The sequence below is a fragment of the Anaerotignum lactatifermentans genome, assembly GCF_014982935.1.
Lineage (GTDB): Bacteria > Bacillota > Clostridia > Lachnospirales > Anaerotignaceae > Anaerotignum > Anaerotignum lactatifermentans.
Map to the genome: position 1 here is coordinate 1 of NZ_JADCKK010000018.1, position 26,559 is coordinate 26,559.

Annotated in this window: 21 protein-coding genes and 1 tRNA gene; 9 read left to right on the forward strand and 13 right to left on the reverse strand. The window is 41.8% G+C overall.

Translation table 11 applies throughout. The features are described 5' to 3' along the window. Positions 1-108: 108 nt before the first annotated feature. Genes INF29_RS06320 through INF29_RS06345 form a run of 5 tightly spaced genes read right to left on the reverse strand, consistent with a single transcriptional unit; the run spans position 109 to position 5,191 of the window. Positions 109-1,965, reverse strand: coding sequence for a DUF3991 and toprim domain-containing protein (locus INF29_RS06320; RefSeq protein ID WP_243184110.1), 1,857 nt, complete (start codon positions 1,963-1,965; stop codon positions 109-111). A gap of 12 nt (positions 1,966-1,977) precedes the next feature. Then, a complete protein-coding gene (locus INF29_RS06330) occupies positions 1,978-2,838 on the reverse strand; it encodes an amidoligase family protein (RefSeq protein ID WP_193485331.1) in 861 nt (286 codons plus the stop codon). 12 nt (positions 2,839-2,850) lie between these two features. Beyond that, on the reverse strand, positions 2,851-4,212 hold the full coding sequence (gene mobP3, locus INF29_RS06335; RefSeq protein WP_193485333.1) for a MobP3 family relaxase: 1,362 nt from the start codon (positions 4,210-4,212) through the stop codon (positions 2,851-2,853). An 8-nt stretch (positions 4,213-4,220) separates the two neighbouring features. Further along, complete coding sequence (locus tag INF29_RS06340) at positions 4,221-4,784, reverse strand: hypothetical protein (protein WP_193485335.1); 564 nt, start codon at positions 4,782-4,784, stop codon at positions 4,221-4,223. Continuing rightward, positions 4,781-5,191 (reverse strand): hypothetical protein, encoded by a 411-nt coding sequence (locus INF29_RS06345; protein WP_193485337.1) that lies wholly within the window; start codon positions 5,189-5,191, stop codon positions 4,781-4,783. Before INF29_RS06345 ends, INF29_RS06340 begins: the two co-directional genes overlap by 4 nt. A 531-nt stretch (positions 5,192-5,722) precedes the next feature. On the opposite strand from INF29_RS06345, the gene INF29_RS06350 reads away from it, so the two are divergent. Further along, positions 5,723-6,337 (forward strand): hypothetical protein, encoded by a 615-nt coding sequence (locus INF29_RS06350; protein ID WP_193485339.1) that lies wholly within the window; start codon positions 5,723-5,725, stop codon positions 6,335-6,337. A gap of 33 nt (positions 6,338-6,370) precedes the next feature. Here INF29_RS06350 and INF29_RS06355 read toward each other — a convergent pair whose 3' ends face one another. Both INF29_RS06355 and INF29_RS06360 read right to left on the reverse strand, forming a co-directional pair. Then, complete coding sequence (locus tag INF29_RS06355; RefSeq protein WP_193485341.1) at positions 6,371-7,237, reverse strand: hypothetical protein; 867 nt, start codon at positions 7,235-7,237, stop codon at positions 6,371-6,373. Between the two features lie 16 nt (positions 7,238-7,253). Then, positions 7,254-7,724 (reverse strand): RNA polymerase sigma factor, encoded by a 471-nt coding sequence (locus tag INF29_RS06360; RefSeq protein WP_193485342.1) that lies wholly within the window; start codon positions 7,722-7,724, stop codon positions 7,254-7,256. 147 nt (positions 7,725-7,871) lie between these two features. Between INF29_RS06360 and INF29_RS06365 the strand changes: the two genes are divergently transcribed. Continuing rightward, a complete protein-coding gene (locus INF29_RS06365) occupies positions 7,872-8,090 on the forward strand; it encodes a helix-turn-helix domain-containing protein (RefSeq protein ID WP_054330012.1) in 219 nt (72 codons plus the stop codon). A gap of 118 nt (positions 8,091-8,208) precedes the next feature. Beyond that, positions 8,209-9,375, forward strand: a complete 1,167-nt coding sequence (locus tag INF29_RS06370; RefSeq protein WP_193485343.1) for a site-specific integrase — start codon at positions 8,209-8,211, stop codon at positions 9,373-9,375. A 62-nt stretch (positions 9,376-9,437) separates the two neighbouring features. On the opposite strand, the gene INF29_RS06375 is transcribed toward INF29_RS06370, so the two are convergent. Then, positions 9,438-9,525: transfer RNA gene (locus INF29_RS06375), tRNA-Ser, on the reverse strand. Positions 9,526-9,977: 452 nt separating this feature from the next. On the opposite strand from INF29_RS06375, the gene INF29_RS06380 reads away from it, so the two are divergent. The 3 genes from INF29_RS06380 (at position 9,978) to INF29_RS06390 (ending at position 15,728) form a co-directional block, all read left to right on the forward strand. After that, positions 9,978-11,906, forward strand: coding sequence for a DNA gyrase/topoisomerase IV subunit B (locus tag INF29_RS06380; protein ID WP_330608299.1), 1,929 nt, complete (start codon positions 9,978-9,980; stop codon positions 11,904-11,906). A 16-nt stretch (positions 11,907-11,922) separates the two neighbouring features. Beyond that, positions 11,923-14,142: a DNA gyrase/topoisomerase IV subunit A gene (locus INF29_RS06385; RefSeq protein ID WP_193485347.1), complete on the forward strand. Its 2,220-nt coding sequence runs from the start codon at positions 11,923-11,925 to the stop codon at positions 14,140-14,142. Positions 14,143-14,615: 473 nt separating this feature from the next. Next, complete coding sequence (locus INF29_RS06390; RefSeq protein WP_072849419.1) at positions 14,616-15,728, forward strand: aminotransferase class I/II-fold pyridoxal phosphate-dependent enzyme; 1,113 nt, start codon at positions 14,616-14,618, stop codon at positions 15,726-15,728. Positions 15,729-15,848: 120 nt separating this feature from the next. Here INF29_RS06390 and INF29_RS06395 read toward each other — a convergent pair whose 3' ends face one another. Further along, entirely contained in the window at positions 15,849-16,976 is a 1,128-nt protein-coding gene (locus INF29_RS06395) for a YkvI family membrane protein (protein WP_193485349.1), read from the reverse strand. Positions 16,977-17,297: 321 nt separating this feature from the next. Here INF29_RS06395 and INF29_RS06400 point away from each other — a divergent pair, with 321 nt between their 5' ends. Further along, entirely contained in the window at positions 17,298-18,638 is a 1,341-nt protein-coding gene (locus tag INF29_RS06400; RefSeq protein WP_072849423.1) for an aspartate aminotransferase family protein, read from the forward strand. A 606-nt stretch (positions 18,639-19,244) separates the two neighbouring features. Here INF29_RS06400 and INF29_RS06405 read toward each other — a convergent pair. The 4 genes from INF29_RS06405 to INF29_RS06420 all read right to left on the reverse strand — a co-directional run bounded on the left by INF29_RS06405 (position 19,245) and on the right by INF29_RS06420 (position 23,762). Continuing rightward, complete coding sequence (locus INF29_RS06405; protein WP_193485351.1) at positions 19,245-20,525, reverse strand: L-cysteine desulfidase family protein; 1,281 nt, start codon at positions 20,523-20,525, stop codon at positions 19,245-19,247. 308 nt (positions 20,526-20,833) lie between these two features. Continuing rightward, complete coding sequence (locus INF29_RS06410; RefSeq protein WP_162609867.1) at positions 20,834-22,258, reverse strand: sigma-54 interaction domain-containing protein; 1,425 nt, start codon at positions 22,256-22,258, stop codon at positions 20,834-20,836. A 129-nt stretch (positions 22,259-22,387) separates the two neighbouring features. Continuing rightward, positions 22,388-23,491 carry an iron-containing alcohol dehydrogenase family protein gene (locus INF29_RS06415; protein ID WP_193485356.1) on the reverse strand — a complete coding sequence of 368 codons (1,104 nt, stop codon included), beginning with the start codon at positions 23,489-23,491 and terminating at the stop codon, positions 22,388-22,390. 16 nt (positions 23,492-23,507) lie between these two features. Beyond that, on the reverse strand, positions 23,508-23,762 hold the full coding sequence (locus tag INF29_RS06420; RefSeq protein WP_022254616.1) for a hypothetical protein: 255 nt from the start codon (positions 23,760-23,762) through the stop codon (positions 23,508-23,510). A 121-nt stretch (positions 23,763-23,883) separates the two neighbouring features. On the opposite strand from INF29_RS06420, the gene INF29_RS06425 reads away from it, so the two are divergent. Then, on the forward strand, positions 23,884-24,681 hold the full coding sequence (locus INF29_RS06425) for a 3'-5' exonuclease (RefSeq protein ID WP_193485358.1): 798 nt from the start codon (positions 23,884-23,886) through the stop codon (positions 24,679-24,681). Positions 24,682-25,066: 385 nt separating this feature from the next. Continuing rightward, complete coding sequence (locus tag INF29_RS06430; RefSeq protein ID WP_193485361.1) at positions 25,067-26,341, forward strand: adenylosuccinate synthase; 1,275 nt, start codon at positions 25,067-25,069, stop codon at positions 26,339-26,341. Positions 26,342-26,559: the final 218 nt, after the last annotated feature.

The window sequence follows — 26,559 nt, forward strand, 5'->3', positions numbered from 1 at the left end:
GACGGATGTGATTAATCCAAAAAGAGCCTCGCCAGACCAATTACTCCCTTATCATAAAAAAATAAGTGCAGAGGGTAAAGCACAAATGATATGCTTTATCTCTTACACTTATATGGTACTAAAAAGAGATGGTTTATCTTGAACCGCAAGGGTTTTAAAGTGTTCCATCTCTTCTTTCATTTCCTGTATGCGTCGATCCATTCTCGCTTTATCCAAATATGGTTTATATGCCTTTTCCAATTCTTGTATGGTGGTTTGGTACATAGTCAGTTCTGGCAAGCTGTCCTTTCCTTTGACCTCATACATCAGGCATATTGATAAATCTGCCATACGCAAGATGCTGGCAAGGAGTGGTTTCGTGTCATCATCTCCCTTCTTCACCAGTTTTTCCGCTTGCTTGAAATCTCTTTTGATCTGTTCCAGATAAAAAGAACGACCTGATTTTTCGTATTCCTGTTTACGCCATTTCATATATGGGCTTTCTGTGTTGGCATTTAGGATACCAAGTTTTCTGACTGCAACATTGTATGCTATTTTCTTCGGATGGGACTGCGGAAGGATAGCTTCCACACCATGTTCTGCCTTCAGCTGCTCGTTCCAGTCTTTATAGAGAGGGTATTTCCTTTTGATTTTTTCTCCATCATAACCCTTTTCAATGAGGATATCATTTAATTTATCACAAGCTTCAATGCCTGCTGCATCGTAATCCAGACAGATAAAAATCTCCTGGATGTTTTTTTGATCCTCCAAAAATTGCAGTAATGGTTTCGGTGAAAGTCCATCCAGTGCCAGAAAGCTGTCTGCTTTCCATTCATCATTTCTTAATGTAATAAACGATATCAAATCAATGGCAGCTTCAAACACATAGAGCTTGCTGCTATCCCCTCTCCAGCAGAAACCGTACCTGCAGTCAGAACCGACAACAGTCATTCGAAATCCTTTTGCCTGCTCTGCTGTGGATTTTTTGCAGGCTGACTTTGATACTCCATCTTTATCTGTTCTCACAAAAACAATGTTGCCATGTTCTTTTTCCTGATAAAGTATTTTCTGTTCCACAAAACTTCTCACCACATCTTTATCCAGAAATCTTGTTTTTAAAAGATAGGCAAACAATCGTTTCATATTATTGTCTTTTTCAGGAAGTATGAATTCAGATTTTTCCATTTTATTTTCGAAAGGATTCACATCATTTTTGACTGCATTTTCTTCCTTTTCTTTTGCCTTATCCTGCTCTGCGTTTTTCTTCCTGCCAAGTTCTGGTTCTTCTCCATGCAGAAGTTCTTTCATAGCAGTGCGAAAGTTCATGCCGTAAAACTCCTGCATAAATTTCAGTGGATAGCCGCCTCGCATATTTTTATGGTCATACCAACGGTTTCTTCTGACGGAAATGCTGTCATGCTCTCCTGTGGAGTCTTTGTAGATCAGCACTGACTCGCTTCCCGTTTTTCTGAGGTGTTCTCCTTTTTGCTGAAGGAATTCCTCCAGATTTGTCTGGTTTGCCTTATCGATCTGTTCCTGGGTATAAAGTGCCATATGCTTCCTCCCTGTCTTTTGCCCTGTCCAGAGCATTTTCCACACAGCTGTAATCAAAGCTGTGTTCCTCATACGCCTCTCCATTGCTTCCACTTCTTTTTCTTTTGGGAATGCAAATGGTGTTTCTCTCATCAGAAAAACCGTTACATCCAAAACACCTTTTTCTGTTTTCAGGTTCCAGTTTGTCTTTTGATAGATTTCATTGGGATAAATTGCTTCTATGTTCTTTAAATCAGATTCTTCCAACTTCCAAATAACTGCTGGCACGATTTCATCTCCAACCTCCAGTGTGGGCATGGCAGTTTCATAAAATCTGCGGAATTCTAATACACAGTCTTTCAGACCGCATTGCATAAATAGTATTGCTGATGGACAAATCTCCTGTAGCTTTTCTTCCTTCATATATCCATCGTAAGTCAATAAATAAACCATATTTCATCCCCCTCATACTTCCAATTCCAAATCACTAACTACTTGTTCCTCTACATGGTTATCCATCATTTCTTCTTCTGATTGAGTCTGATTGCAGACTTTTTTTGATTCGATTTCCGTTGGTTCCATCATCTTCTGCCATGCGGAGTTGCCTTCCAAATTTTTTGTCAGCATTTTTCTTGCAAACTTATATTCTTCGCCAACCATGCCAGCTCGCACCAACCAAGTACGCATCATGAATTTATCATTTTGATTCTCACTTTTCTTTTGGCTGACAGTACGGTTGTTTTCCACAAAGCTGCTGACGATCTGTGCAAACTGAATATCACTGAGCAGTTCTTTTTTATTGAGTGTGCTTTTGAAGTAAGGAAACGAAATGACACCGTTCTCTTTGCCTTGACTGGTGTCTGCCACTTGTGAAAAGGGAATGTCTAACGCTTTTTGAAATAATTCCCCTTTGCTCTCATAAAGATTTTCCAGATTGGTCTGGTACTTCTCCCAGTTCTCAATACAACTTACATCCAGAAGCAGATTCATTTTCGTGGAGTCATTGACGATAGCACCTCTTAGTTCCAACTGTTCCAAGGCTTTTTCCAGCATTGGAAACTCATTTTCATATAAAAATGGTGAGAGCAGTTTCACTTGGTACATATAGTTTGCTCCCACCACTTTTTCTCCGTTATATTTTTCTGCTTTGATGCTGTCAGAGGGAAGGATACGCCACAGCCTTTGATTTTGATCTGGAACGTTATATCCATTGTCCGACAGACAGAAAACGACTTTTGTATCAAACTGTTCCGCCAAAATCTCTGCCACAACTTTCCTTGTAATCCCCGTCATATCCATCTCAACACCATATTTTTTCCATCTCATACGCTTCCCTCCTTACATTTTCTGTCCATGGGCTTCTTTCTTTTCCATGATTTTACGCATCAGCTTCTTATCTACATGAATCTGTTGTTTCTTTCTGTCATAATCCTCTTGAATCATATGGCTGATGTGTTTCATCAGAAGCAGGAACTGTTTTTGCGCCTGCATTTGATGAAACTTTTTTGTTCGTTCTTCCCAGCTTTCTTTTGCATTTACTTTTTCATGATTTTCTTTCTCTGAATCTTTTTTGATTGCTTCATCTATTTCCGAAAGCTCCAACGCAGATTTCAAAACCATGTTTTTGATATTACGGAACTCTGGTTCGTCCGCAAGGGTTCTTCTGGCACGTTCCTGATTCTGATATGTAGAAAGGATATCGTCTTTCAATCCCAGCCAGCTTTCATAGGCTTGTGAAATCTTTTTGTCCTTGCTGATTTCTTTGACGATTTCATCCACCAGTATTTTATTTTCTTTCTCCAGCCTTCCATAGACCTTTTTATGTTTTGTTGTTTTCAGTTTTTGAGATAATTCCCAAAGCAAAGCTTCCGCTTTTGGATGATCTGTATCTTCCATTGCCATTGCCTGTTTCAGTTTCCTGTCAAAGTATTTTTTCAGCTCGTCCCTGACCTCATCTTTCTGCTCATAGATGTGATACAGCTCATCATGGAATATCTCATTGGCAAAAGAACTTCTCAACTTCATTAAGTTCTGTCTGCCCAAATATCCTTCTTTTGGATTTTTGGAATAGCACATCAAATGAATATGAGGATGATGCCCTTCATTATGAAAAGCACCATACCATACAAAATGCTCTACAGGGATTCCCATTGCCTTTGCAATCTCTGGTGCTTTACCTCGCACCAGTTCTCTCCACATAGCGGCATTATCATATCCAAGACGAACTGCATCCTCTCGTTTCAATGACAAAACAAATGTCCAAATGTTGCCGTTATGTTCCGCAACTTCTTTTGCCACCTGATTCAAATCGATTTCTTTATCTGATCCATTCCACAGTGCATGTCCCTGTTTCCCTCGTTCTGCTCTTGGTCTTTTGGCAAGGTAGCCAACATAGTTTTCCATGCTGTCTTCCCTTGCCAAGCCTTCTTCGGCAATTTTATTGATCAGGTCCGTAGCGTTTTCTTTTGTTGGGTTTTGCAAGTAGTTTTCATACTCCCGTTCACAACTTTCTTTCAGTTCTCCGTGTGCTTTCAGTTCTTTTTCGATCCATTTCTTCTGATACTCGGTAGCTTCTGTTTGAGACTGATCCACTTCAAACTTTTCCGCGTTTGGTCTTGTGGCAACATACTTTACATAGTTTTTCACTTGTGACGGCTTTTGCATTTTTAAATATCTTGGTGTAAAAACAAGTCTTGGCATATCATCACCTACATTTCAAATTGCATCTCATTGTCTTGTTTCGCTTCCAAACGATTTTTCAACTCATCCTCTGTTTCAATATAAAAGTCATCTGACCAAAAATCTAAATATAATACACCATAAGAAGTTTCAATTCCTCTTTGGGAAAAGCCTTCACCCCAGCCATCACTGTACTGTCCGTTAAAATAATCTTTCAGAATTTCGATTTCCTGATTTGTCAAAGTTTTTTCGATATCACATACAATAACGCCATATGCTTTGTCCCCTACAGTTTCGACCCTGGGATATGCCGCCGTTACTTTTTTCAGCAAATCTTTTTGGTTTTCTCTGCTTCCATAAGCAAAGTAATGCATCAGCCCCATATCTTCATCTGTTTCATGATCCCATTCCTTACGGATAGCTTGATTGATTTCTTCTTGATAGGCTGTCAGATCTTCTGCTGTCAGAAAATCGAAATCTACTTCTCCCAGTTCCTCCATAGCATCTTCATCAAAATACGAATCGTAATCCATATCTTTGTTGAAGTCATAATCTATGATGCCCTGCACAGGACTATAAAATCTGTATTTCATTCCTCATCGCTCCTTTGATATCTTACGGCTTCTTCCATGGTGAGGATGCCGTTGATCTTTTTCACTTCATTGACGCATCGGATATGAAGCCTCCGCATAGTTGCCTCATCCATGTCGTTGATAGCAGCAAGCATACTTTCCAGCTTTGCCATCTCCACTGCGATTTTGAAAAGCATACGTGCCAAATGGTTTTCTGATATTTTGACGATACCTGCCATAGACTCCAATATCACATCAGATAAAAAATCCGTATGTGTCTGCGACGAAACATATCCAGAATAAAACTCGATGGCTCTTTCGATAAAATCATTTCGTACTTTGCAGTCTGATATACGCATACCTTCCTCGCATTTTCTCAATGTTTCATCGGATATCCGAATAGTTATTTTATTCTTTTTATCATCCATTGATAACTCTCTCCTTTTCTGTAAAAATCGGTTTAATGTCAGTCTTGATGTCAGCCAAAGCAAGGTGAAAATCCCGTTTTGTCTAAGGCTTCTGGTTTATCTCTTCTGAGAAAAACGTTTTTATTGAGGTCAGCCTTCTGATTTTGATGTCAGCTCTGAGAGCCAAAAAATCCCCGCACTGCGGGTGATTTGAGGAAACGCCAGCCCATTTGATGGCTGGCTTTCACCTGCAATCATTTTTCGCACTTCAAACCGCTCAAAATATATCACATTTTGTGACATATAAAAATTCGTTTTTTCGCCGATTTTCTACCTTCATGGGTCAATTACTCTACCTTAGAAAGAAAACTCCACACAGGGGCGTACAAAGGCACACAGGGCATCCTTTACTGTTAATAGCGCCGCCCATATCCTTTCTTTACCCATCGCTCGAAATGCCAGGAAATGTCCAACCCCTCTTGACATCCCTCTCCACAAGAGTTTATATACCACAAGCGGCTCTGCCGACTTCAAATAAACGGAGGTCATGTTATGGACATACTGCAATCGTTTCTTTCTCTTTCTGATCAATCCCCACCTACTTTTCGGGAAATATTTCGTTCTGCACAGGAGCTGCGTTCTGCTCTTGGCATGAAATCTTACTTACTGGATCACTATTTATCTTTGTTTTTCCAGATGGTGTCCCAAATTGATTTCATTGTTTTGCAGGACGAAGCTCAGACTGCCATGGGAGAAATGCATCATCTATTCTCTGATACCAACGGAAAAACGTCACCAAAAATTTCTGCCATCATGGAGCAATTCCCATGTCAGGAGGCATCCACAAAACAAAATCTCTGCCTGATATCCACAGCGGATTTTATTTTTGAGCAGTCCCTTTTGGATTTTCTTGCGAAAAAAAATTCTCTTTTCTCTTCCGTGGACACCATAGAACTCCAGCAGACAGAGAACAAAATCAGAGAGTACATCGGCAAAGAAAAGATGGACGCCTTTCAAAATATCCTGCTTCGTCGATTTCTTCCCTGTTCTCCACTTCAACTTTTCTCCCAAACCATCACCTCAGAAATAGCCAAACGATTCCTAACCAGAGATTTGGAAACGGATCAGGAGGTCTTTCGATTATTCTTGAATCGTTTTCACCCATGAAAAAAAGCGGCTATCCAGCCGCTTTTTTACGTCTTAATCATTTTCTTCCAGTCTTTTTCGTTTCCTACTCCGATAAACATGATACTGATTCCTGCACCGATGAGAGCAGTAAGCACTCCGAACATCCTCCCGATAAAAATATTTTCCGCAATGTTTACAAGACGCAACCGGATTTTCCTCCTGTCCCAATGCCACAACGCAGGCAGTTTCCACCACCATTTTCAGGCTATCGAACACCCAGCAGGCACCCGGTACAGGATCATAACGCAGCACATAATGGACGCCTGGATGATAAAAACTTTCTATCCTTTTTCGCAGAATCATTTTTTCCCAAGGCTCATAGTTGGGATCTTCCAGCATTTCTTTGGTACGGAAGTGTTCAAACATCTCCTGCAGAAAAGGGATGATCCAGTTTACTGGCTCACAATAATTTTTGGAAAATACCAAATCATATATGGGAGAACGCCCTTGCTCTTGCCCAGCTCCCAAAAGTTTTTCTCCATTTGGTTCCACTTGAAACTGCTCCAAATATTTTTCTGTATCTTTAGTGATGCTGGAAAATAAAAAATATTCATTTTCCGGCAGCAAAACTTTGGACTCCAAATAAAAATATGGATTCACCGGTAGCGACGGCATCCACCCCAGCAAGCCATACTTGGAAACAAAATCCAAAGCCACCGCTGTTATTTTTTCTCGACTTTCTGCATTCGCAATCGCTTTTCCTGTATTCAGCACATCAGAAATCAACATTTCTTCCTTTTCCACAGGGTCATACCACATCAGCACCGCATTTTCTTCAGGGGCAATATAGTCTTGTCCATGGCGTTTGATGATACGATAACCAGAATATTTCGCCCATGTGGAGATTCGGTTCTCATAGATTTCTTTTATTTTTTTCATGGCTTCTGCCGCCTTTCTAGCACGATATTTTCATATGTTCCCTTGCACGTCCCCTTAGTTTTCGGATATTCCGCTCGCTGCTCCCCAACAGTGCGGCAATATCTTTCACGGAAAACCCATGGATATAAAACAAAAAAACAACTTTTCTCTGCATTGCCGTTAGCGTTTGCAATGATTTTGCCAGCTCAATATTCCCAGTCAGCTGGTACAGGTCTGCGGAACTTCTGGAGAAAATCCATTCCAGCCAATTCTCATCTGTATCGGATAACTTCAATTTGATTTCAGAAGAAAGATATTCTTCCTTTTCATTCTGGCACTCACAAAGAGTCATATCCAGCATATCCCGTTTTTCTCTGTGCCTTCTGTTGTTGCAGTTCTCCATACGATCCAATTCATCCAACACAGGTTTCCATTGTTCTATCACCACTTTTTCCTGTTCTGTCAGTCTTTCTTGCTCCATTAAATCACGATACGTATCAATAATCAACACCTCCCACAAAAATATTTTCGATTTGTGATACCGTTTTTCGTATTTTCATCGTCTTTATGATATAAGTAATAGTTTTATATGTTTCTCCTATTACATATCTATAACTAAATGGTACTACACAACAATGAAAGTGAGGGATATATCATGACGCAAGGTTCAGCAAAAAATGACTATTTTCGTATGTTCCACTCTTATCCAGATGTGGTTCATGTGGACGAATTACGTGAGATGTTAGGCGGTATTGGCAGGACAACTGCTTATTCTCTTTTGAAAAGCGGTCGCATCGAATCGGTGAAAATTGGACGAGTCTATTTGATTCCCAAGATCAATGTCATTCGTTTTTTATATGAATCAGAAAAATAAACTGCCACAACGGATTTTATAGAAAAGAAAATCCGAAAAAGAGTGGCAAAAGTCATCCGACCATGGTAACATACCCAAACACCTGAGACAGATGATTTCTAAAGAAAGGAGAGATTTTATGGTAACAGGAAGTATTTATGAAAGAAAAGGCATCTATTACGCCATCGTCAGCTACTATGTAGACGGCAGAAGAAAACAGAAATCTGTCAGCACAGGCTTGCCAGTGAAAGGAAACAAACGTCGTGCTTTGGAATTTCTGGAGAACCTAAAACGGACATACGAAACGAAAGAATCCATGGAAAATATGGACGGCAGTCGGCTTTTGATGACGGATTACATGGATGAATGGCTGAAAATCGTAAAGCCTTTGGTAGAACGAGCCACCTATAAAAGTTATGACAATATGGTCTCCGCTCGTATCCGACCCCATTTTGAAAAACTGAATCTGCTTTTGACAGAAGTAGAACCGAAACACATCAAAATGCTCTATGACGAAATTTTAGAACAAGGCTACACCACCAATACGGTCATCCATTATCACGCAGTTCTCCATCAGGCACTTGCCTATGCTGTGAAAAATGATTACATACTCAGCAATCCTGCGGATCGGGTAAAACGTCCCAAGAAGAACAAACACATTTCGAGTTTTTATACCAAGGAGGAAATTTTGACCTTGCTGGATATTGCAAAAGACGATCCCATTTACATCCCCATCGTTTTAAGTTCCTACTATGGATTCCGCAGAAGCGAAACTTTAGGGATGCGTTGGAGTGCCATTGATTTTGAAAACAAGACCATCACCGTCAATCACAAGGTCACAGAGCTGACAGAAAACGGAAAAACCATTGTTTACGCAGAGGACAAGCTGAAAACAAAGTCCAGCTATCGTACTCTGCCCCTGATTCCTGTCGTGGAAGAAAAGTTATTGGAACACAAAGCAAAACTTGAACGAAATCAGAAATTATTTGGAAGCAGTTACTGCAAAGAATATATGGATTATGTTTGTGTAGACGAAATGGGCAAGCTGTTCCGCCCTAATTTCGTCAGTGACCACTTCGGATGGTTATTGAAAAAATACGGATTGAAAAAACTCACATTCAAAGAACTGCGTCACAGCTGTGCAAGTATGCTGGTAGCAGAAGGCATTCCCATGAAATCCATCCAGGAATGGCTGGGACATTCTAACTTCTCCACTACGGCAGACATCTATTCTCATATCGACTACCACGCAAAACAGCAGTCCGCTGCCGCTATTGGTAATGCATTGCAGAGTAAAAAAGATTGAAAAAACGCATAGGGACGTACCGAAATAAAAAAAGAAACCTTGATTTCTCAAGGTTTCCAGAGCGGAGACGGTGGGATTCGAACCCACGGACGGTTTGACCCGTCAACTGATTTCGAGTCAGCCTCGTTATGACCACTTCGGTACGTCTCCGTATTAACGCATGAAAGTATTTTCAAATTTTTAGTAAATTTTCTTTTGTTAGCAATTTGTTAGCATTTCTGCTTTTTTCGTTTGGCTGCTTGGACAGAAAGCCTGATATTTCCTGACTTTCTGGCATCGGGGACGAAATTCACCGCCTCGATTTCGAGTCAGCCTCGTTATGACCACTTCGGTACGTCTCCAAAATAACCATCTTTACAGAATTGCCTATATAGTATACCAGCCGGCAATCAAAATTGCAATCTTTTTTCCACAAATCTACATTCTTTTCCCTCCAAATCGAACATTCTTTCCCCTTCTCCCCTTGACACTCCCCTGGAATTTCTGTAAAGTAGAGAAGATGAGCATATAAAAATAGGATTCTTTCCTATTATAATATAGAAACAGGTGAAACGATGCAATCGAATCAAAATTCTAACTATAATAATGAGAGTATTACCTCTTTGAAAGGTGCTGACCGTGTCCGTCTGCGTCCCGGGGTTATTTTCGGGTCTGACGGGCTGGAAGGCTGTGAACATGCTGTCTTCGAAATCCTTTCCAACTCCATTGACGAAGCAAGAGAAGGCTTTGGCAGCAAAATCGAGGTAGTGCGTTACAAAGACCAGTCTATTCTTGTAAAAGACTATGGTCGCGGTATTCCCGTTGACTACAATCCCAAAGAAGAACGATATAACTGGGAGCTGGTTTTCTGTGAACTTTATGCAGGCGGCAAATACCAGAACAATTCCGGTGAAAACTATGAATTCAGTTTAGGTCTGAATGGTCTGGGCACTTGCGCCACACAGTATGCCTCTGCCTACATGGATGCTACCATCTACCGTGACGGCATGCGTTATGACTTACACTTCGAAAAAGGCGAAAACATCGGTGGTCTGGTAAAAGAACCCACACACAAACGTGTCACAGGCACACAAATTCGCTGGCTGCCCGATCGGGATGTATTCACAGATATTGCCATTCCCCTTTCCTATTTTCAGGATATTCTGCGCAGACAGGCAATTGTCAATGCTGGTCTGACTTTTGAATTTTTTGATGAAGAAAGCGGCGAAACTTTTACCTATTACTATGAAAACGGTATCCGGGACTATCTGGCAGAACTTGCTGGCAACACTTCTTTGACAGACGTTCACTACCTTCAGACAGAAACCAGAGGACGTGACCGTGAGGACAAGCCAGAATACAAACTGAAATTTGAAGCGGCTTTCTGTTTCAACAATCAGATAAATCTGTTGGAATACTATCACAATTCCAGTTTTCTGGAATATGGCGGCGCGCCTGACAAAGCAGTGAAAAGCGCTTTTGTTTCCGCTATCGACAAATATCTGAAAACAAACAATCTGTATAAAAAAGATGAGAAAAAGATCACATTCTCTGACATTGAGGACAGTTTGATTTTGGTCATCAACTCTTTCTCTACTATCACAAGTTATGAAAATCAGACCAAAAAATCCATCACCAACAAATTCATCCAGGATGCTATGACAGATTTTTTCCGGGAACAGTTAGAAATCTATTTCATCGAAAACAAAATGGATGCGGATAAAATTGCCAATCAGGTACTGGCAAACAAACGCAGTCGTGAAACCGCAGAAAAAACCCGTGTTTCCATTCGCAAAAAGCTGACAGGCTCTCTGGATATGAATAACCGGGTAGAAAAATTTGTCAACTGTCGTACCAAAGACGTCAGCCGTCGGGAAATCTACATTGTAGAAGGTGACTCCGCTTTGGGTTCCTGTAAACAGGGACGTGATGCGGAATTTCAGGCAATCATTCCCATTCGCGGCAAGATTTTGAACTGTTTGAAAGCAGACTACAACAAAATTTTCAACAGCGACATTATTACAGACCTTTTGAAAGTGCTGGGCTGTGGCGTGGAAATCAAATCCAAGCATAACACTGGTCTGAATTCTTTTGACATCAATCAGCTTCGCTGGAGCAAGATCATTCTCTGCACCGATGCGGACGTGGACGGATTCCAGATTCGTACTCTGCTTTTGACCATGCTGTATCGTCTGGTACCAACACTCATTGAAGAAAAGAAAGTTTACATTGCCGAATCCCCTCTTTATGAGATTGTCAACGGCAAAGACACTTACTTTGCGTACTCCGACGCAGAAAAAGCAAACATCGTCAGCAAGCTGAAAGGCAAAGTAAAAATCAACCGCTCCAAAGGGCTAGGTGAAAACCAGCCGGAAATGATGTGGGAAACAACCATGAATCCCGAAACCAGACGTTTGATTCTGGTAACCCCTGATGATGTACAGCGCACACAGGAAATGTTTGAACTTCTGCTGGGTGAAAATCTGGCAGGACGAAAAGAATTTATTGCCGAAGAAGGCTACAAATATCTGGACTTAACAGATATCAGCTAAGAAAGGTAAGATTGTTATGGCAAGAAAGAAAAAAACAGTCATTGAACGAAAAGATAATTTCATACAGGAGCAGCCTATCACCCAGACACTGGAACAAAACTACATGCCCTATGCCATGAGTGTTATTGTTTCCCGTGCCATTCCTGAAATTGATGGGTTCAAACCCTCTCACCGGAAACTCCTTTACACCATGTACCACATGGGGCTTTTACGGGGCGAACGCACAAAATCCACCAATGTAGTTGGTCAGACCATGAAACTGAATCCCCATGGGGATGCTGCTATTTACGAAACATTGGTACGTCTCACAGAAGGCAACGGTGCACTTCTGACACCTTTTGTAGATTCCAAAGGGAATTTCGGGAAACAGTATTCCCGTGACATGGCTTACGCCGCCTCCCGTTACACGGAAGTCAAACTGGCACCCATTTGTCAAGAAGTTTTTGCGGACATTGACAAAAACACTGTCGAATTCGTGGACAACTACGATGGTTCCATGCAAGAACCCGTTTTGCTGCCCACCACATTTCCCAATATTCTGGCAAATCCTAACATTGGGATTGCCGTTGGTATGGCAAGCTCCATTTGCAGTTTTAACTTAGCAGAACTTTGTGAAGCAACAGCTGCTTACATCAAAGATAATTCCATTGATCTTTGCGATGTGCTTCCTGCTCCCGATTTCTCTACAGGCGGACAATTGATATACAACCGTTCCTCTTTGGAGCAGATTTACCGCACTGGTCGTGGCAGTTTGAAACTTCGTGCAAAATACCGCTATGACAAAGATGCGAACTGCATCGAAATTTACGAAATCCCTTACACTACCAATCTGGAAGTCATCATTGACAAAATCATTGCATTGGTAAAAGGCGGAAAAATTCGTGATATTTCCGATATCCGTGATGAAACCGACCTGAATGGTCTGAAAATCACCATCGACATCAAAAAAGGCACCAACCCGGATTTACTCATGCATAAACTCTATGCCATGACGCCGCTTTCCGACAGTTTTAGCTGCAACTTCAACGTGCTGATTCAAGGAAAGCCCATGACATTAGGCGTTGGGGGCATTTTACAGCACTGGACAGAATTCCGTATGGAATCCATCCGCAAACAGCTGGCTTTTGATATTCAGAAAAAACAGGAAAAATACCACCTCTTACAAGGTCTTGCGGAAATTCTGCTGGATATTGACAAAGCTATTTCTATCATCCGTCATACAGAACTGGAATCTATGGTTGTGCCCAATCTGATGGAAGGCTTCTCCATTGACGAAGTACAGGCGGACTATATTGCGGAAATGAAACTGCGTAACATCAACAAGGAATATATCCTCAAACGTACGCAGGAAATGAAAACTCTGGAAAATGAAATTGCTGATTTGAAAGCAACATTGGAAAGCAACACCAAAATCAAAAATCTGATCTGTCGTCAGCTGAAAGCCGTTGCAAAAAAATACGGCAAACCTCGTCTGACAGAAATCATTCAGGAAGAAGAAATCGTGACTCCTACCAAGGATGATTTCATCGAAGATTATGGTGTACGCCTGTTCTTGACAGAACAGAACTATTTCAAAAAAATCCCTCTGATTTCCCTGCGTTCTGCCGGTGAACAGAAAGTCAAGGACGACGACTATATCATGCAGGAGCTGGAAAGCACCAACCGCGGAGAAATGCTGTTCTTCTCCAATCAGTTCAACGTTTACAAAATGAAGCTCAGCGACATTCCCGACAGCAAAGCAAGCTCTATGGGGGAATATCTCCAGAACCTTCTGGGTATGGATGCAGAAGAAAAAATCCTTTACATGACTGTCACACAGGATTACAGCGGTTTTATGGTATTTTTCTTTGAAAACGGGAAAGGCGCAAAGGTACAGCTTTCTGCTTATGCTACCAAAGCAAACAGACGGAAATTGGTTAATGCCTACTCCGCTCGTTCTCCGTTAGTATACATGGAAAAACTGGATGCAGACGCAGATTTCCTGCTCATGCGCAACCACGACAAAGCCACGCTGCTGAACACAGAACTGATTCCGGCAAACGCTTCCAAAAGCGCATCTGGTGTGCAGCTTTATACCCTCAAGAAAAACAGCAGCATCACCAAAGTCTGCCCTGCGGCTGAGTTCCAGACAGACAATCCAGAATACTATCGAACACGAAAAATTCCAACAACCGGGCATTTCATTCAAGAAAAAGACAAAACTTCCAATGACGTTCCTGGACAAATGGAATTATAAATTATTACAAAAAAAGGATTTCTTTCCCCGAAAGAAGTCCTTTTTTCTTGTATTGGGTGCTTTAGCTTAACAAAACCCCTAGTTCTACTAGGGGTAAATAAAATACTTTAGTATATTTTTTGAATGATAATTACTATGGATTTACTAATTATCAAATGAAGGATAGATATGCAATATTAAATTAACATACTGTATTCTCAATTATAGTACCTGTTTACAGGTTGCAGTGCAAATAAATGCGATGATATTTTTCGATGCCCCTTTTAGGGGTCGGCACGTAATACCCCTTCTAGGGGTTGATCAAACCACTAGTTTACTAGTGGTTTTGATTGTGAAATGTTCCACTTTTCTTTTCCCTCCTTCGCCTTTCATTGACTTATCTTTCACAATGGTGTTATAATGCTTTTAGGGTTTTTTATTAAAATTTCATTTGAAAGCAAAATCAGGGATTATCACAGAAAGAAGGATGCAACATGTACAGAACCCTTTATGGACCTCAGGGTGCACACATCAATCTGGACGGCAGAGAAATCATCAATATGGCCTCCAACAACTATCTGGGTCTGGCTAACGACCCCGATCTGGTAGCCGCAGCAAAGGAAGCCATTGACAAATATGGTGTTGGTCCCAGTGCCAGCAGAAACATTGTCGGTAACTTCGCAATCCATGATGAACTGGAAGAAGCACTGGCAAAATTCAAAGGCGTAGAAGCTGTTCTGGTATTCAACAGCGGCGTAGCGGCAAACACAGGCGTTATTCCTGTACTGGTAGGCAAAGGCGATACCATTTACAGTGACGAACTGAACCACGGCAGCATCATTGACGGTTGCCGCCTGTCCCGCGCAAATGTAAAAGTATATCCTCACATGGATCTGGCAAAACTGGAAGAAATGCTGAAAGAACCCACAGAAGGCAAAAAACTGCTGGTTGCTGACGCAGTATTCAGCATGGACGGCGATCTGGCTCCCCTGCCTGAAATGGCAGCTCTGGCTGAAAAATACGGCGCTATGTTCATGGTTGACGATGCTCATGGCGACGGCGTAATGGGTCCTTACGGCAAAGGTACTGTTGAACACTTTGGTCTGCGTGACAAAGTAACAGTAGAAACAGGCTCCCTGTCCAAAGCTTTCGGTGCAGCCGGCGGTTTTGTAGCAGGTACGAAAGAATTTATCGAAGAACTGCGTCCCAAGGCTCGTAGCTTCATCTTCACCGCTTCTCCTCTGGCTCCCTGCCTGACAGCAGCAGCACTGGCTGCCATCAACAAAATTGCCGATGACGACACACTGGTAAAACGTCTGTGGGAAAACAGAGAATATTTCGCAAAACGTATGGAAGAAGCAGGTCTGAACACAGGCTCCACTGTAACACCTGTTATCCCCGTTATCGTTGGCGATGCAGAAAAAGCAGAAGAACTGAGTGCTCGTCTGTATGAAAAAGGCGTTTACGCACAGGCAATCAAATTCCCTGTTGTACCCAGAGGTACCGCTCGTCTGCGTGTGATGATTTCCGCAGCACACACCAGAGAAGATCTGGAAAAAGCTGCTGATGCCATCATTGAAATCACAAAAGAAATGGGCATCATCTAATTTTGATACCACTCCCCCGCTGCTCTTGCAGTGGGGGTTTTCTTTTTTCAAAGCATATAAAAAGCCTCATGTGACCAAGAGTCCCATGAGGCTTTCTTTTAAACCTAATTTATCGTTAGATTACTGCTGCTGTTCCAACTTTTTGTATTTTGCATTCAGGGCTGCGCCCACTTCTTTCTTATCTCGTTTGTCACACAGCATATGATACAGCACTACAACCATCAGGATAATACCCATGTAACCACTGAAAGGATAGATAGTATTTACCAGAACTTTGAAGTCTGTCATACCCAGGAAGAAAGCGATCACTGTCAGAACCAGAGCAACCAACATAAATTTCTTTGTTTTTTCCTGTGCGAACTGACTGGTTACACCCCACAGCATAGGTACTGCTGTTGTATAGATACCACAGATCAGGATAACAGAGAATACAACACCAACTGCACGATGGATATTGTCTGCCAGCACCAGAGAGGGTACCGCTTTGTCATAAACGCTTTCGATGTTTACCAGCAGACCCAGGTTCATGCACAGGATTGCCAGACCGAAAAGCACGCCGCCCAGCAGACCGCCATACAGAGCTTCTTTACTGCTGTTTGCACTAGCACCGATACCAGCAGAGAAAATCAATACAGCAATGGCATTAAAACCAGGATACAGGATACTGGAGAAAAGCCAGCCGCCGCTGTTCTTCGTGATTTCCAATGTAGGAATGACTTCAGCCGCATGACCCAATCCGCCTGCATTGCCCAGGAAGCTGATCAGACCAACGCCTACAGAAAAGACGATGATAACTGTACCAAGGCTGCCCAGGATATCTGTCAGTTTGTGCAGACCCAGAATAACTGTAAAGAATGCTGCCAGTGTCATACCGACACGACCTACATAAGGATTGATTCCATAATATTCTGCCAATGTAGCGCCTGCACCAGAAATCATGATAACAAAGATCGCATACAGGAATGCCTGGAACAGAATTTCAAAAATCTTACCAACTGTATGACCAAAATAATAACGTACAATCGCACCAGGAACTTTCAGCTGCAGCTCCTTCCCGTGCTTCATAAACATACCGCCTGCCCAAGCAAAGACTACCATCGTTATAATACTGCCCAGGATACTCATAATCCCCTGTGCTGTAAAGAACTGCATAATCTCTTGCCCTGTTGCAAAGCCTGAACCGATGGCGCATGCCACATATGCGCCGGCAAATTTTACCACATTTGCCATACTCACCTTGTTTTCCATACCTTGTTCCCCTTTCTCTTTTGCATTTTCCAGATTCTTCTTTTGAAACCAGAATTGTATCGATTTAAGTACAACAAATCGAATATGGAAGATTGTACCATATTGTCCTATTTTTTGTAAAGAAATAGATTACACAATTTTTTCCATGTTTATGCAAAAGCTTCCCATCTTTTTTCACAATAATAATCTGTTTTTTTCCCTCGTTTTTTTATGATTTCTGCCATTGTCAAAAAACATGAATGGTGTTACAGTATTGAACAAGATTTATTTCTATACGTTGTATCTAATAAAAAACATACAAAAGATAGGGGTGTAGCAACTATGAACACAGAAAAATGTACTTCGTGGGTAGAAAGAGATAAAAAGGTAATCGCTCCTACCCAGCATCTTTCTTACTTTCCACTTGTTGTAGAAAGCGGTAAAGATTCTATTATCCGCGACTTGGATGGCAATGAATATATTGACTTCCTCAGCAGCGCTTCTTCCTTAAACCTTGGTACATGCAATGACCATGTAAAAGCTGCTGTACAAGAACAGCTGAAAAAATATTCACAGTATACCATTGCTTATACATATAATATTCCTGCCATTGAATATGCAGAACGCCTTGTCAGCACATATCCTGGCGGTGTAAAAGCAAAAATCCTCTTTGGTAACTGTGGTTCTGACGGCAATGACGCAGCTGTAAAATTCGCCAGAGCATTTACTGGACGCACCAAAATCATCACATTCATCAATGGTTATCATGGCAATACCTACGGTTCTTCTTCCATGACAACTGTTACAACCCGTATGAGAAAGAAAATGGGACCTTTCCTGCCGGAAATCTATCCTTTCCCCTTCTTCGGGTCTGACACACCAGATGATGTATGTGAAAAAGAATGTCTGAAAGAAATGCAGCGTGCTTTTGACACTTATCTGCCTGCAGACGACGTGGCAGCAGTGATCATCGAACCTGTTCAGGGTGATGGCGGTTTGATCCCCGCACATCCTATCTTCATGAAAAAACTGTATGAACTTTGCCAGAAACACGGCATTCTGTTTATTTCTGAAGAAGTACAGCAGGCTTTCTACCGTACCGGTAAAATGTATGGTATCGAACATTATGACATCGTACCTGACGGCATCATCTTAGGTAAATCTGTTGGTGCAGGTTTAACCCTGGGTGCTTTCATGGCTAGAGATGAAATCATGGACTGCCTGCCTGCTCCTGCCCATCTGTTTACACTGGGCGGCAACGCATTGGCATGTTCCGCTGGTATTGCAGCCTTTGACTATATGCAGACAGAAGAATTCCAGAATATCCTGAAAACAAACTGCGAAATCCTGCAGGAATCCTTCGCAATGCTGAAAGAAAAACATGGCGATATCATCAGCACAACCAACGGTTTGGGCATGTCCTGTGGTATCGGTATTGTAAAAACAAATGCTGACGGTACCAAAGAACCTGATTTAGACGGTACTTTCAAAATCCTCTACCGCGCTTATGAAAAAGGTCTGCTGGTAATCTCCGTTGCCGGCAATATCCTGAGAATTCAGCCGCCTCTGAACATCGACCACGATCTGTTCCGTAAAGCTTTTGCAATCTTGGATGAAGCTATGGCTGATTATGAAGCAGGCAATATCCCTGACGATGTACTGCAGTTCCAGAATGGCTGGTAATATTGATATTACAAGAGAGAAGCAATTTATGCTTCTCTCTTTTTTGCTCTTATAAGACTTCTGAAAGCTTTCACATCCGTTTTTCCATTCTTTGCTTTCTTCTTTGTTCCCTGCCAAATTCCTCGTTAAAAGCTCCAAAATAACGCACAAGATAAGGCTGTTATAAGAACTCTTATGCCTATCCACAAAAAAGCTTGTAAGCCCTCAAACTGGCAAAAAACAGTGAGATTTATTGAGTAGTCACCGCTTGAAAAGTATGGTGATTTTCACCTATTCTTTCTACATATTCATTTCACACCACTGCTTTTTGCATGTTTTTCTCCTCCTTTTTTATCGTTTGCATAACAATATAGCACCGAAAAACATTTTCTTTTGCTGCAAATCCTTATTGGCTGCATACAAATTGCAATACAATGCCATCAAAAACCATTTTCCGTCTGTCACTTTTCAAAGGAGAAAGTCTTTTTCGCACAAAAAAATTGGATACCAGTATCCAGTATCCAATCTTTTTACAGAAAATGACCATTTTCTTTTGTGCAATTTTTTGTGCGATTTATTCGCTAAATTCCACTTTTTGCTATGATGTATGACATCAAGTGCAATTTTTTATTTTTTATTCTGCATAATTTCGATTACTTTCATGTCTACATCAGCCAAACCTTCGTGAGAAAGTTTCATCAGGTTTTTGGTTGTATCTTCAACTGCAGTGCTGATGATACCATCTGTTGCCTGTACAATGGAGTTATCCATGGCATACAGTGCTGCATAAACAGCTTCGCCTGCGCAGATTGACAGTTTTAACGCACAACCGCCCTTTGCACCGTCACAGAACATACCTGCTACGCCGCCCATCATATTCTGTACAGCACCGGAAATCTGTTCCAGATTGCCACCCATCATATATGTGATAGCTGCTGCGGAACCGGAGCCAGCCAGTGTTGCGCCACAGATAGGAGAAAGTCTGCCAACGTGTTTTTTCATATACATAATGATCAGCATACCCAGCAATTCTGCACGTAACAATTTTTCGGAAGAAGCATGCAGATGTTTTGCTGCAACCGCTGCAGGAAGCATGGTTTCCAGACCCTGATTCCCACTGCCCAGATATGTCATAACGGAACCGTCACCACCGCTCATACGGAAGTCACAAGCTGCTGCTGTAGTCAATTTTACATCTGTAACCATATCATTGGACAGTGTGCCATTGAGAACCATTTTCTGCATGCAGGGACCAATACCGATGGCATATTTCTTTTCCAGACCTCTTTTTGCAATTTCCAGGTTCATGTCGATACCTTCCTGGATGAATGCCAGATCTTTCACATCTACTTCTTCTGCCATTTTCAGGAAATCTGCAAATGTGTACTGTGTGATATCAAAATCTTCATGTGTTTCTTCTTCAGCAACATCTTCTTTGCGGTTATCCAGCAGAACTTTGCCATCTTTTTCAGAATATACCAAATTATCATGCGCGTCTTCCGTGATGGTATGTGCACGTTCTGTTTCGTTTGTTGCGACACATTCAATATAGAACTGGCTGCTCTTCAGAACTTTTACAGTTACAAAACCTTCTTCTACCAGTTTCTGACCTTTTTCCACATGTTCGGGTTTTACTTTTGCGAAAATTTCCATGGTGTTTTCGGGATCAGCCAGCAGACAGCCCAGTACGCAGGACAGTTCAATACCATTTGTGCCAGCGTTAGGAATCTGTACGCTGTAAGCGTTTTTAAAGATGTTGGAACTGATAACCATATCCAGATGTGTTGCAGGTTTTTCCAGCAGTGCACATGCTCTGGAAACTGCCAGACCAATTGCTACAGGTTCTGTACAGCCCATGCTGGGTTTCATTTCACTTTTGATTGCTTCCAATGCCTTTTTCATATCCATTTGTATATCCTCCTTGAAGAAAGTCTCGTTCGTTTTTACTTGCCCCATTATAGAGCAAAAAGCGTGCCAAACAAAAAATCCCTATTTTCCGCATTTTTTGACACACTGATTCTCATTTTTGAGAAATCCAGATTGTTTCTCTTACTTTATTTTTCAGATACAAATAAATAATGTCCTTTTTTTCATACATTTTTTCTGTTTTTTGCAATTAAAAAAGCCCCTTTGGTATACGGCATACCAAAAATCGGGCTTTTTTCTTCACTTATATGTATTTCTCATTTTTGAAAACAGTTTCTCAATAATGAGAACTAGATAAGGTCATATTTTTTCAGCTTGCGATACAATGTGGCACGGCTCACCTGCAACGTATCTGCGAGGTGATTTTTTTCTTCCAGAGAAGCGCCGGGCTTGACCATACGCATCAAAATTCGTTTTTCATAATCGGACATCATTTCATCCAAAGAACGCGGGGCAGCACCTCTGCTTCCGTGGAGCGCAATATGATCCGGCAAATCCGAAAGAGTCACATGGGTACCTTCCACAATATTTGCCAGATACTCCACAATGTTTTTCAATTCTCTGACGTTCCCCGGCCAATCATAAGCAATCATGGCATCCAGTGCTTCTGGTTCCATTCCTTCCAGATGTTTATTCAGCTTCTGATTATAATACCCAATGTAATGGGTAATCAACGCTGGCAGGTCTTCCCGTCGCATCCGTAAAGGCGGCAATTCAATGGGAATGATATTCAAACGGTAATACAAGTCTTCTCGAAAGGTACCTTCTGCTACCATCTTTTCGATATTCTTATGCGTAGCACAGATAACGCGGATATCCACCGGAATGGGTTTCCGTCCGCCGATTCGTTCCACCTGCTTTTCCTGCAGGACGCGGAGCAGTTTTGTCTGAACCGGCAAAGGCATATCCCCGATTTCATCCAGAAAAATAGTACTTTTATCTGCCAGTTCAAATTTCCCCACAGAGCCATGCTTCCGCGCTCCAGTGAATGCCCCTTCTTCATAACCAAAGAGTTCGCTTTCCACCAGATTTTCTGGAATGGCAGCACAGTTTATGGAAATCATCAGTTTTTCCCGGCGGTCGCTGAGGTCATGAATCATTTTTGCCATGATTTCTTTCCCTGTACCGCTTTCCCCACGGAGAAATACCGTAGAATCGGACTTTGCTACCTTTCTGCCAATACGCAGTGCCTCCTGCATTTTCGGACTATCCCCTACGAAAGACCATGCGCTTTCTGCTGTATGTACCGCCTTTAACTGTTCTTCCAGTTTGCTTTTGGCTTCATCTGTATAAAGCTTGCTTTCCAGCAGCATACTCATATACTTGAGGAATTCTTCTAATTTTCCCATATTTTCCAGAACATTTTTCCGCTGCTGTTCCCGGAAAGCAATGATGGAAATAATGCCTACCACTGTCTGATTCTGAAAGATGGGATAAGCCAGATTGGCAAGCTCCTTGCAATATGCCCGTTTCTCACAGCCTACACAGTTAGAGTCATCATTCACATCCCGAATGATACCGCCTTTCCCTGTCTTAAGAATCTTCTCAAAAAAATTGGCATGGGAAACAGCATTGCCGATTTCATTGAGATAATCCCCTGTGCCTGCCACACGAATGAGTTCATGGTCAACAATGGTAACATCCGCTTCCAGAATAGAAGCAATGGCCTGTACATATGCCTGAATAAAAGGTTGTATTTTCATCAAAGGTGTCAAGCCTGTCATCTCCCAGCTGTTCTCATCTCATTCCAACATCGTTTTACCAATTTTCATACGAAACTCCAGAAAACAAGAGCCGGAAACTCTCATCAGTTCCGGCATCTGTTTTTCTCTATCTTGATTATATCACAGCAGACTTTTTCTGTAAACTTCCAGAATGTCCTTCTCTTCCAGACCATATTCGGGGAATGTAGCCAGTTTTTTGGGATTTTCCATGGAGCGTTTTGCGTAATAAGCAATATCTTCTGCTGTAAATGTTTCGGAAATATCCAGTACATCTTTCATGAGCTGACCCATATCTTCTGTGGTTTCCAGACCCAGATAGCCAAGAACTTCTTTCACTTTCTGATGATCTTTTCCAAAGAGTTCCATATACGCCTGCATTACCATACCGTTTGCACGACCGTGAGGAATCTGTTTTTCGTATGTCAGGAAATAGCCCAATGCATGAGGAATGGAAGTGCTTGTCTGGGCAATGGCAACACCGCCGATGGTGGATGCCAGCATCAGTTTTTCACGTACTTCCGGAGTGTATTCTCTTGCTTTCAGCGCAGGAATACATTCTTTCCAATAGGACAGACCCATGGCAACGATTTTTTCACTGATTGTATTGGCATTGGCGCTCAAATAGCTTTCTACCAGATGGCTCATAGCATCCACTGCTGTATTATTGGTTACTTTTGCAGAAAGGGTATCCATATATTTAGGATCTAAGAAAGATACAGTAGCAAAAATAGGCTGACAAATTCCGTTTTTCGTCCGTTTTTCATGGAGTGTCAAAATGGCATACTGTGTCACTTCAGAGCCTGTACCTGCTGTTGTAGGGATTTCCACAACAGGCAGCGCTTTTGCAGAAGGATCTGTAAAGAGGATTTCTGCATCCGCTTCCGGATTTGCAGTCAGTACCGCAATGGCTTTGGAAGCATCCATAGGAGAGCCACCACCAATACCGATGACAAAATCAACCGCTTCTTTTTTTGCCAGCTCAGCCGCACGTACAACCGTTTCCACATCAGGATTTTCGCCGATTTCATCAAACAATACCCACTGCATACCCAATGCTTCCAGGGCGTCTGTCACATCTTGCTGGGAACCATTTTTCTTTGCGGAAGTTCTGCCAGTCACAATCAGGGCTTTCTGTCCCAGTTTTTTCATAACATCCTTATGTTCTGCAATACAGTCCCGTCCAAAGTATGTATCTACGGGCATAAAATAACGAAATGTGTTCATGTTTCCATTCCTCCTTTTAGCATAAAAAATCATACCAATCCCAGTCCACAGACAAAATGCCTACGGCTGTCTGTTCCTGAGGGTCTTCCAACAATTCAAATTCTATTTCAAATTCATGATAACGTTCGCCTTCAATGGTTGCGACACCAGAAATGATGTAATGGCGTCCTTCACCTTCCAGCCATTCCCCTTCCATGAGAAGATCGTCTTCTTCCAGATAGATTTTATTCAGTTCCTGCTGGATTTCCTGTTCCGTAAATGTCAAACGCATAGCAATAACCTCCTTTATGATGATTTTACCATTGACAAAATAGATATACAAGAAAATTTCTCTTTGTCGCAAAGGCATTTCATGGTATACTAATTGAGTACAACAAACAGGAGGCTTGGAGATGCATTACATTGTATTAGACTTGGAATTTAACCAGTCCTTTCCATTCAAAACAGGAAAAAAAACAGAGCCTGTGGCAGAATGCCCTTTTGAAATCATTCAGATCGGCGCTGTAAAGCTCAATGAAAATTTTGATATATTGGAAGAATTTAACTACATGATTCGTCCCCAGATCTATCCCCGTCTGCATCCCTTTGTGGAAAAAATCACCGGGATACGGGAAGACGACTTAAAAGGACAGCCCTCTTTCCCGGAAGCATACGAAGCATTTCTGCGCTTTATCGGCAAAGAAGATGCCATCCTCTGCACATGGGGTCCTGACGACATCAAGTCTTTGTTCCGCAATATCCTTTACTATAATCTGGATGAGGATGCGCTAACTGATCAATATCTGAATATCCAGCCTTTTGCTTCCACTTATCTGCATCAGGAAGCGGGCAAAGCCATTGGTCTGAAAAACGCCGTAACAGAACTGGGCATCGAAATACAGGAGGCTTTCCATAATGCTCTGAACGACGCGGTTTACACAGCAAAAATTTTCCGCATTGTTCATCCGGAAACCATTACACCGGATATCTTCCAGCCACTGACTATGCTTGCGAAAAAACCGAAACGTTTGCGGACAGATAAAAAAGCCCTGTTCCAGCATTTTATGACACAGCTGAACCGGGAGTTGACAGAAAGCGAAAAGAAACTCATCAAAGCTGCTTATACCTTAGGTCGCAACCACGCTTATGACATGGCTCCCGCGCCTAAGAAACACAAAGAGAGCAAAACCGAAAGCAAGAAAAAATCTTAAATTTTATGCCAGAAAACCAGAAGGATATGAATCTTTCTGGTTTTTATTTTGCGCTGCAATTTTCCGCATGGGAAGGACAAATATACCATTCTTTTCAAATTTGTTTTTATTTATTTTATATTTTTATAAAAGGTATCAAATATTTCTATAACTCATTTTTCTAAAAGACTTTCTTAGGAAATGCATAAAATTACACTGTTTTACGAACGATACGCCACATTTTACCTGTTTTCAACATTTCTTTTTTACAGAAAGCGAATTTTTATCACAATATTACGTATAATAACGAATAAGTGCGCATTTGACGCAAAGCATTTATCATACTATAATCTTATAGTAATTTATAGGAAAATCAACTACACTTATATATATCAGGAGGTATTTTATGCTTACTTCTATTGTTGGTATTAACTGGGGTGACGAAGGCAAAGGTCGTATGGTAGACTTGCTTTCTCAGGAATATGATATTGTTTGCCGTTATCAGGGCGGCAACAATGCAGGACATACTGTTATCAATGATCGCGGCAAATTTGTGTTGAATTTGCTGCCTTCCGGCATTCTGCGCAGTGATGTAGTCAATGTCATGGGTAACGGCATGGTGATTGACCTGGAACACTTGCACAAAGAAATTTCCCGTCTGCGGGAAGCTGGTGTATCCATTACACCGGAAAACCTGAAAATCAGTGATAAAGCAGTCATTTGCATGCCTTACCACGTTATGCTGGACTGTCTGGAAGAAGATCGTCTGGGTGATGCAAAATACGGCTCCACTCGCCGCGGCATTTCTCCCGTTTATGGCGACAAATACATGAAAAAATGTCTGCGTATGGGTGATCTGAAATACCCTGCCATCTATCACGATACACTGAAACATGTTCTGGAGTACAAAAATCTGATCATCGAAAACGTTTATCATGCAGCCCCTGTAGAACTGGCTGAAATGACAAAATGGCTGGATACTTACGCTGCTGAATTTGCAGATTATATCATCGACACAAGCCTGTATCTGGATCAGGCTGCAAAGGAAGGCAAAAAGATCATGTTCGAAGCACAGCTGGGCGCACTGCGTGACATCGACTTCGGCATCTATCCTTTCACCTCTTCCTCCTCTACCATTGCAGCTTACGCTCCCATTGGCGCAGGCGTACCCAATCATAAACTGGATCAGGTAGTAGGTATCATGAAAGCATACTCCAGCTGTGTAGGCGAAGGTCCCTTCACCTGTGAATCCTTCGGCAAAGAAGCAGAAGAACTCCGTGAAGCTGGCGGTGAATACGGCGCAGCAACAGGTCGTCCTCGTCGTGTAGGTCCCTTTGACGCAGTGGCATCTCGCTACGGCATCCGCGTACAGGGCTGCACAGAAATTGCTCTGACAAAACTGGATGTTCTTTCTTATCTGGAAGAAATCCCCATCTGCGCGCAGTACGAACTCAATGGCAAAATCATTGACGAATTCCCTTATGCTGCAATTCTGCCAGAAGCAAAACCTGTGATCCGCAAGGTAAAAGGCTGGCATTGTGACATCAGCAAATGTAGAACAAAAGAAGAACTGCCCAAAGAAGCACTGGACTACATTCAGCTGCTGGAAGAAATGGCTGGATGCTCCATCCGGTACGTTTCCGTAGGCGCAGAACGTGACGCTTATATCCGTATGTATTAAACAAAAAGGCATAAAATCTCAAATACAAGAGGTTTAGGGGCATCTTCATAAGAAAACAAAGAAAGCCAAAATCCTTATCATGACAAAGGATTTTGGCTTTCTTATTTTATGAAGATTCTCGTCGTTATGTTTTCTTATGAAGACAGCCGTCGCAATTCCCCTTAAGAAATCAAGGAAAAGGAAAATCAATGTTTTCTTAAGGGGAAGTTGCTTTCATG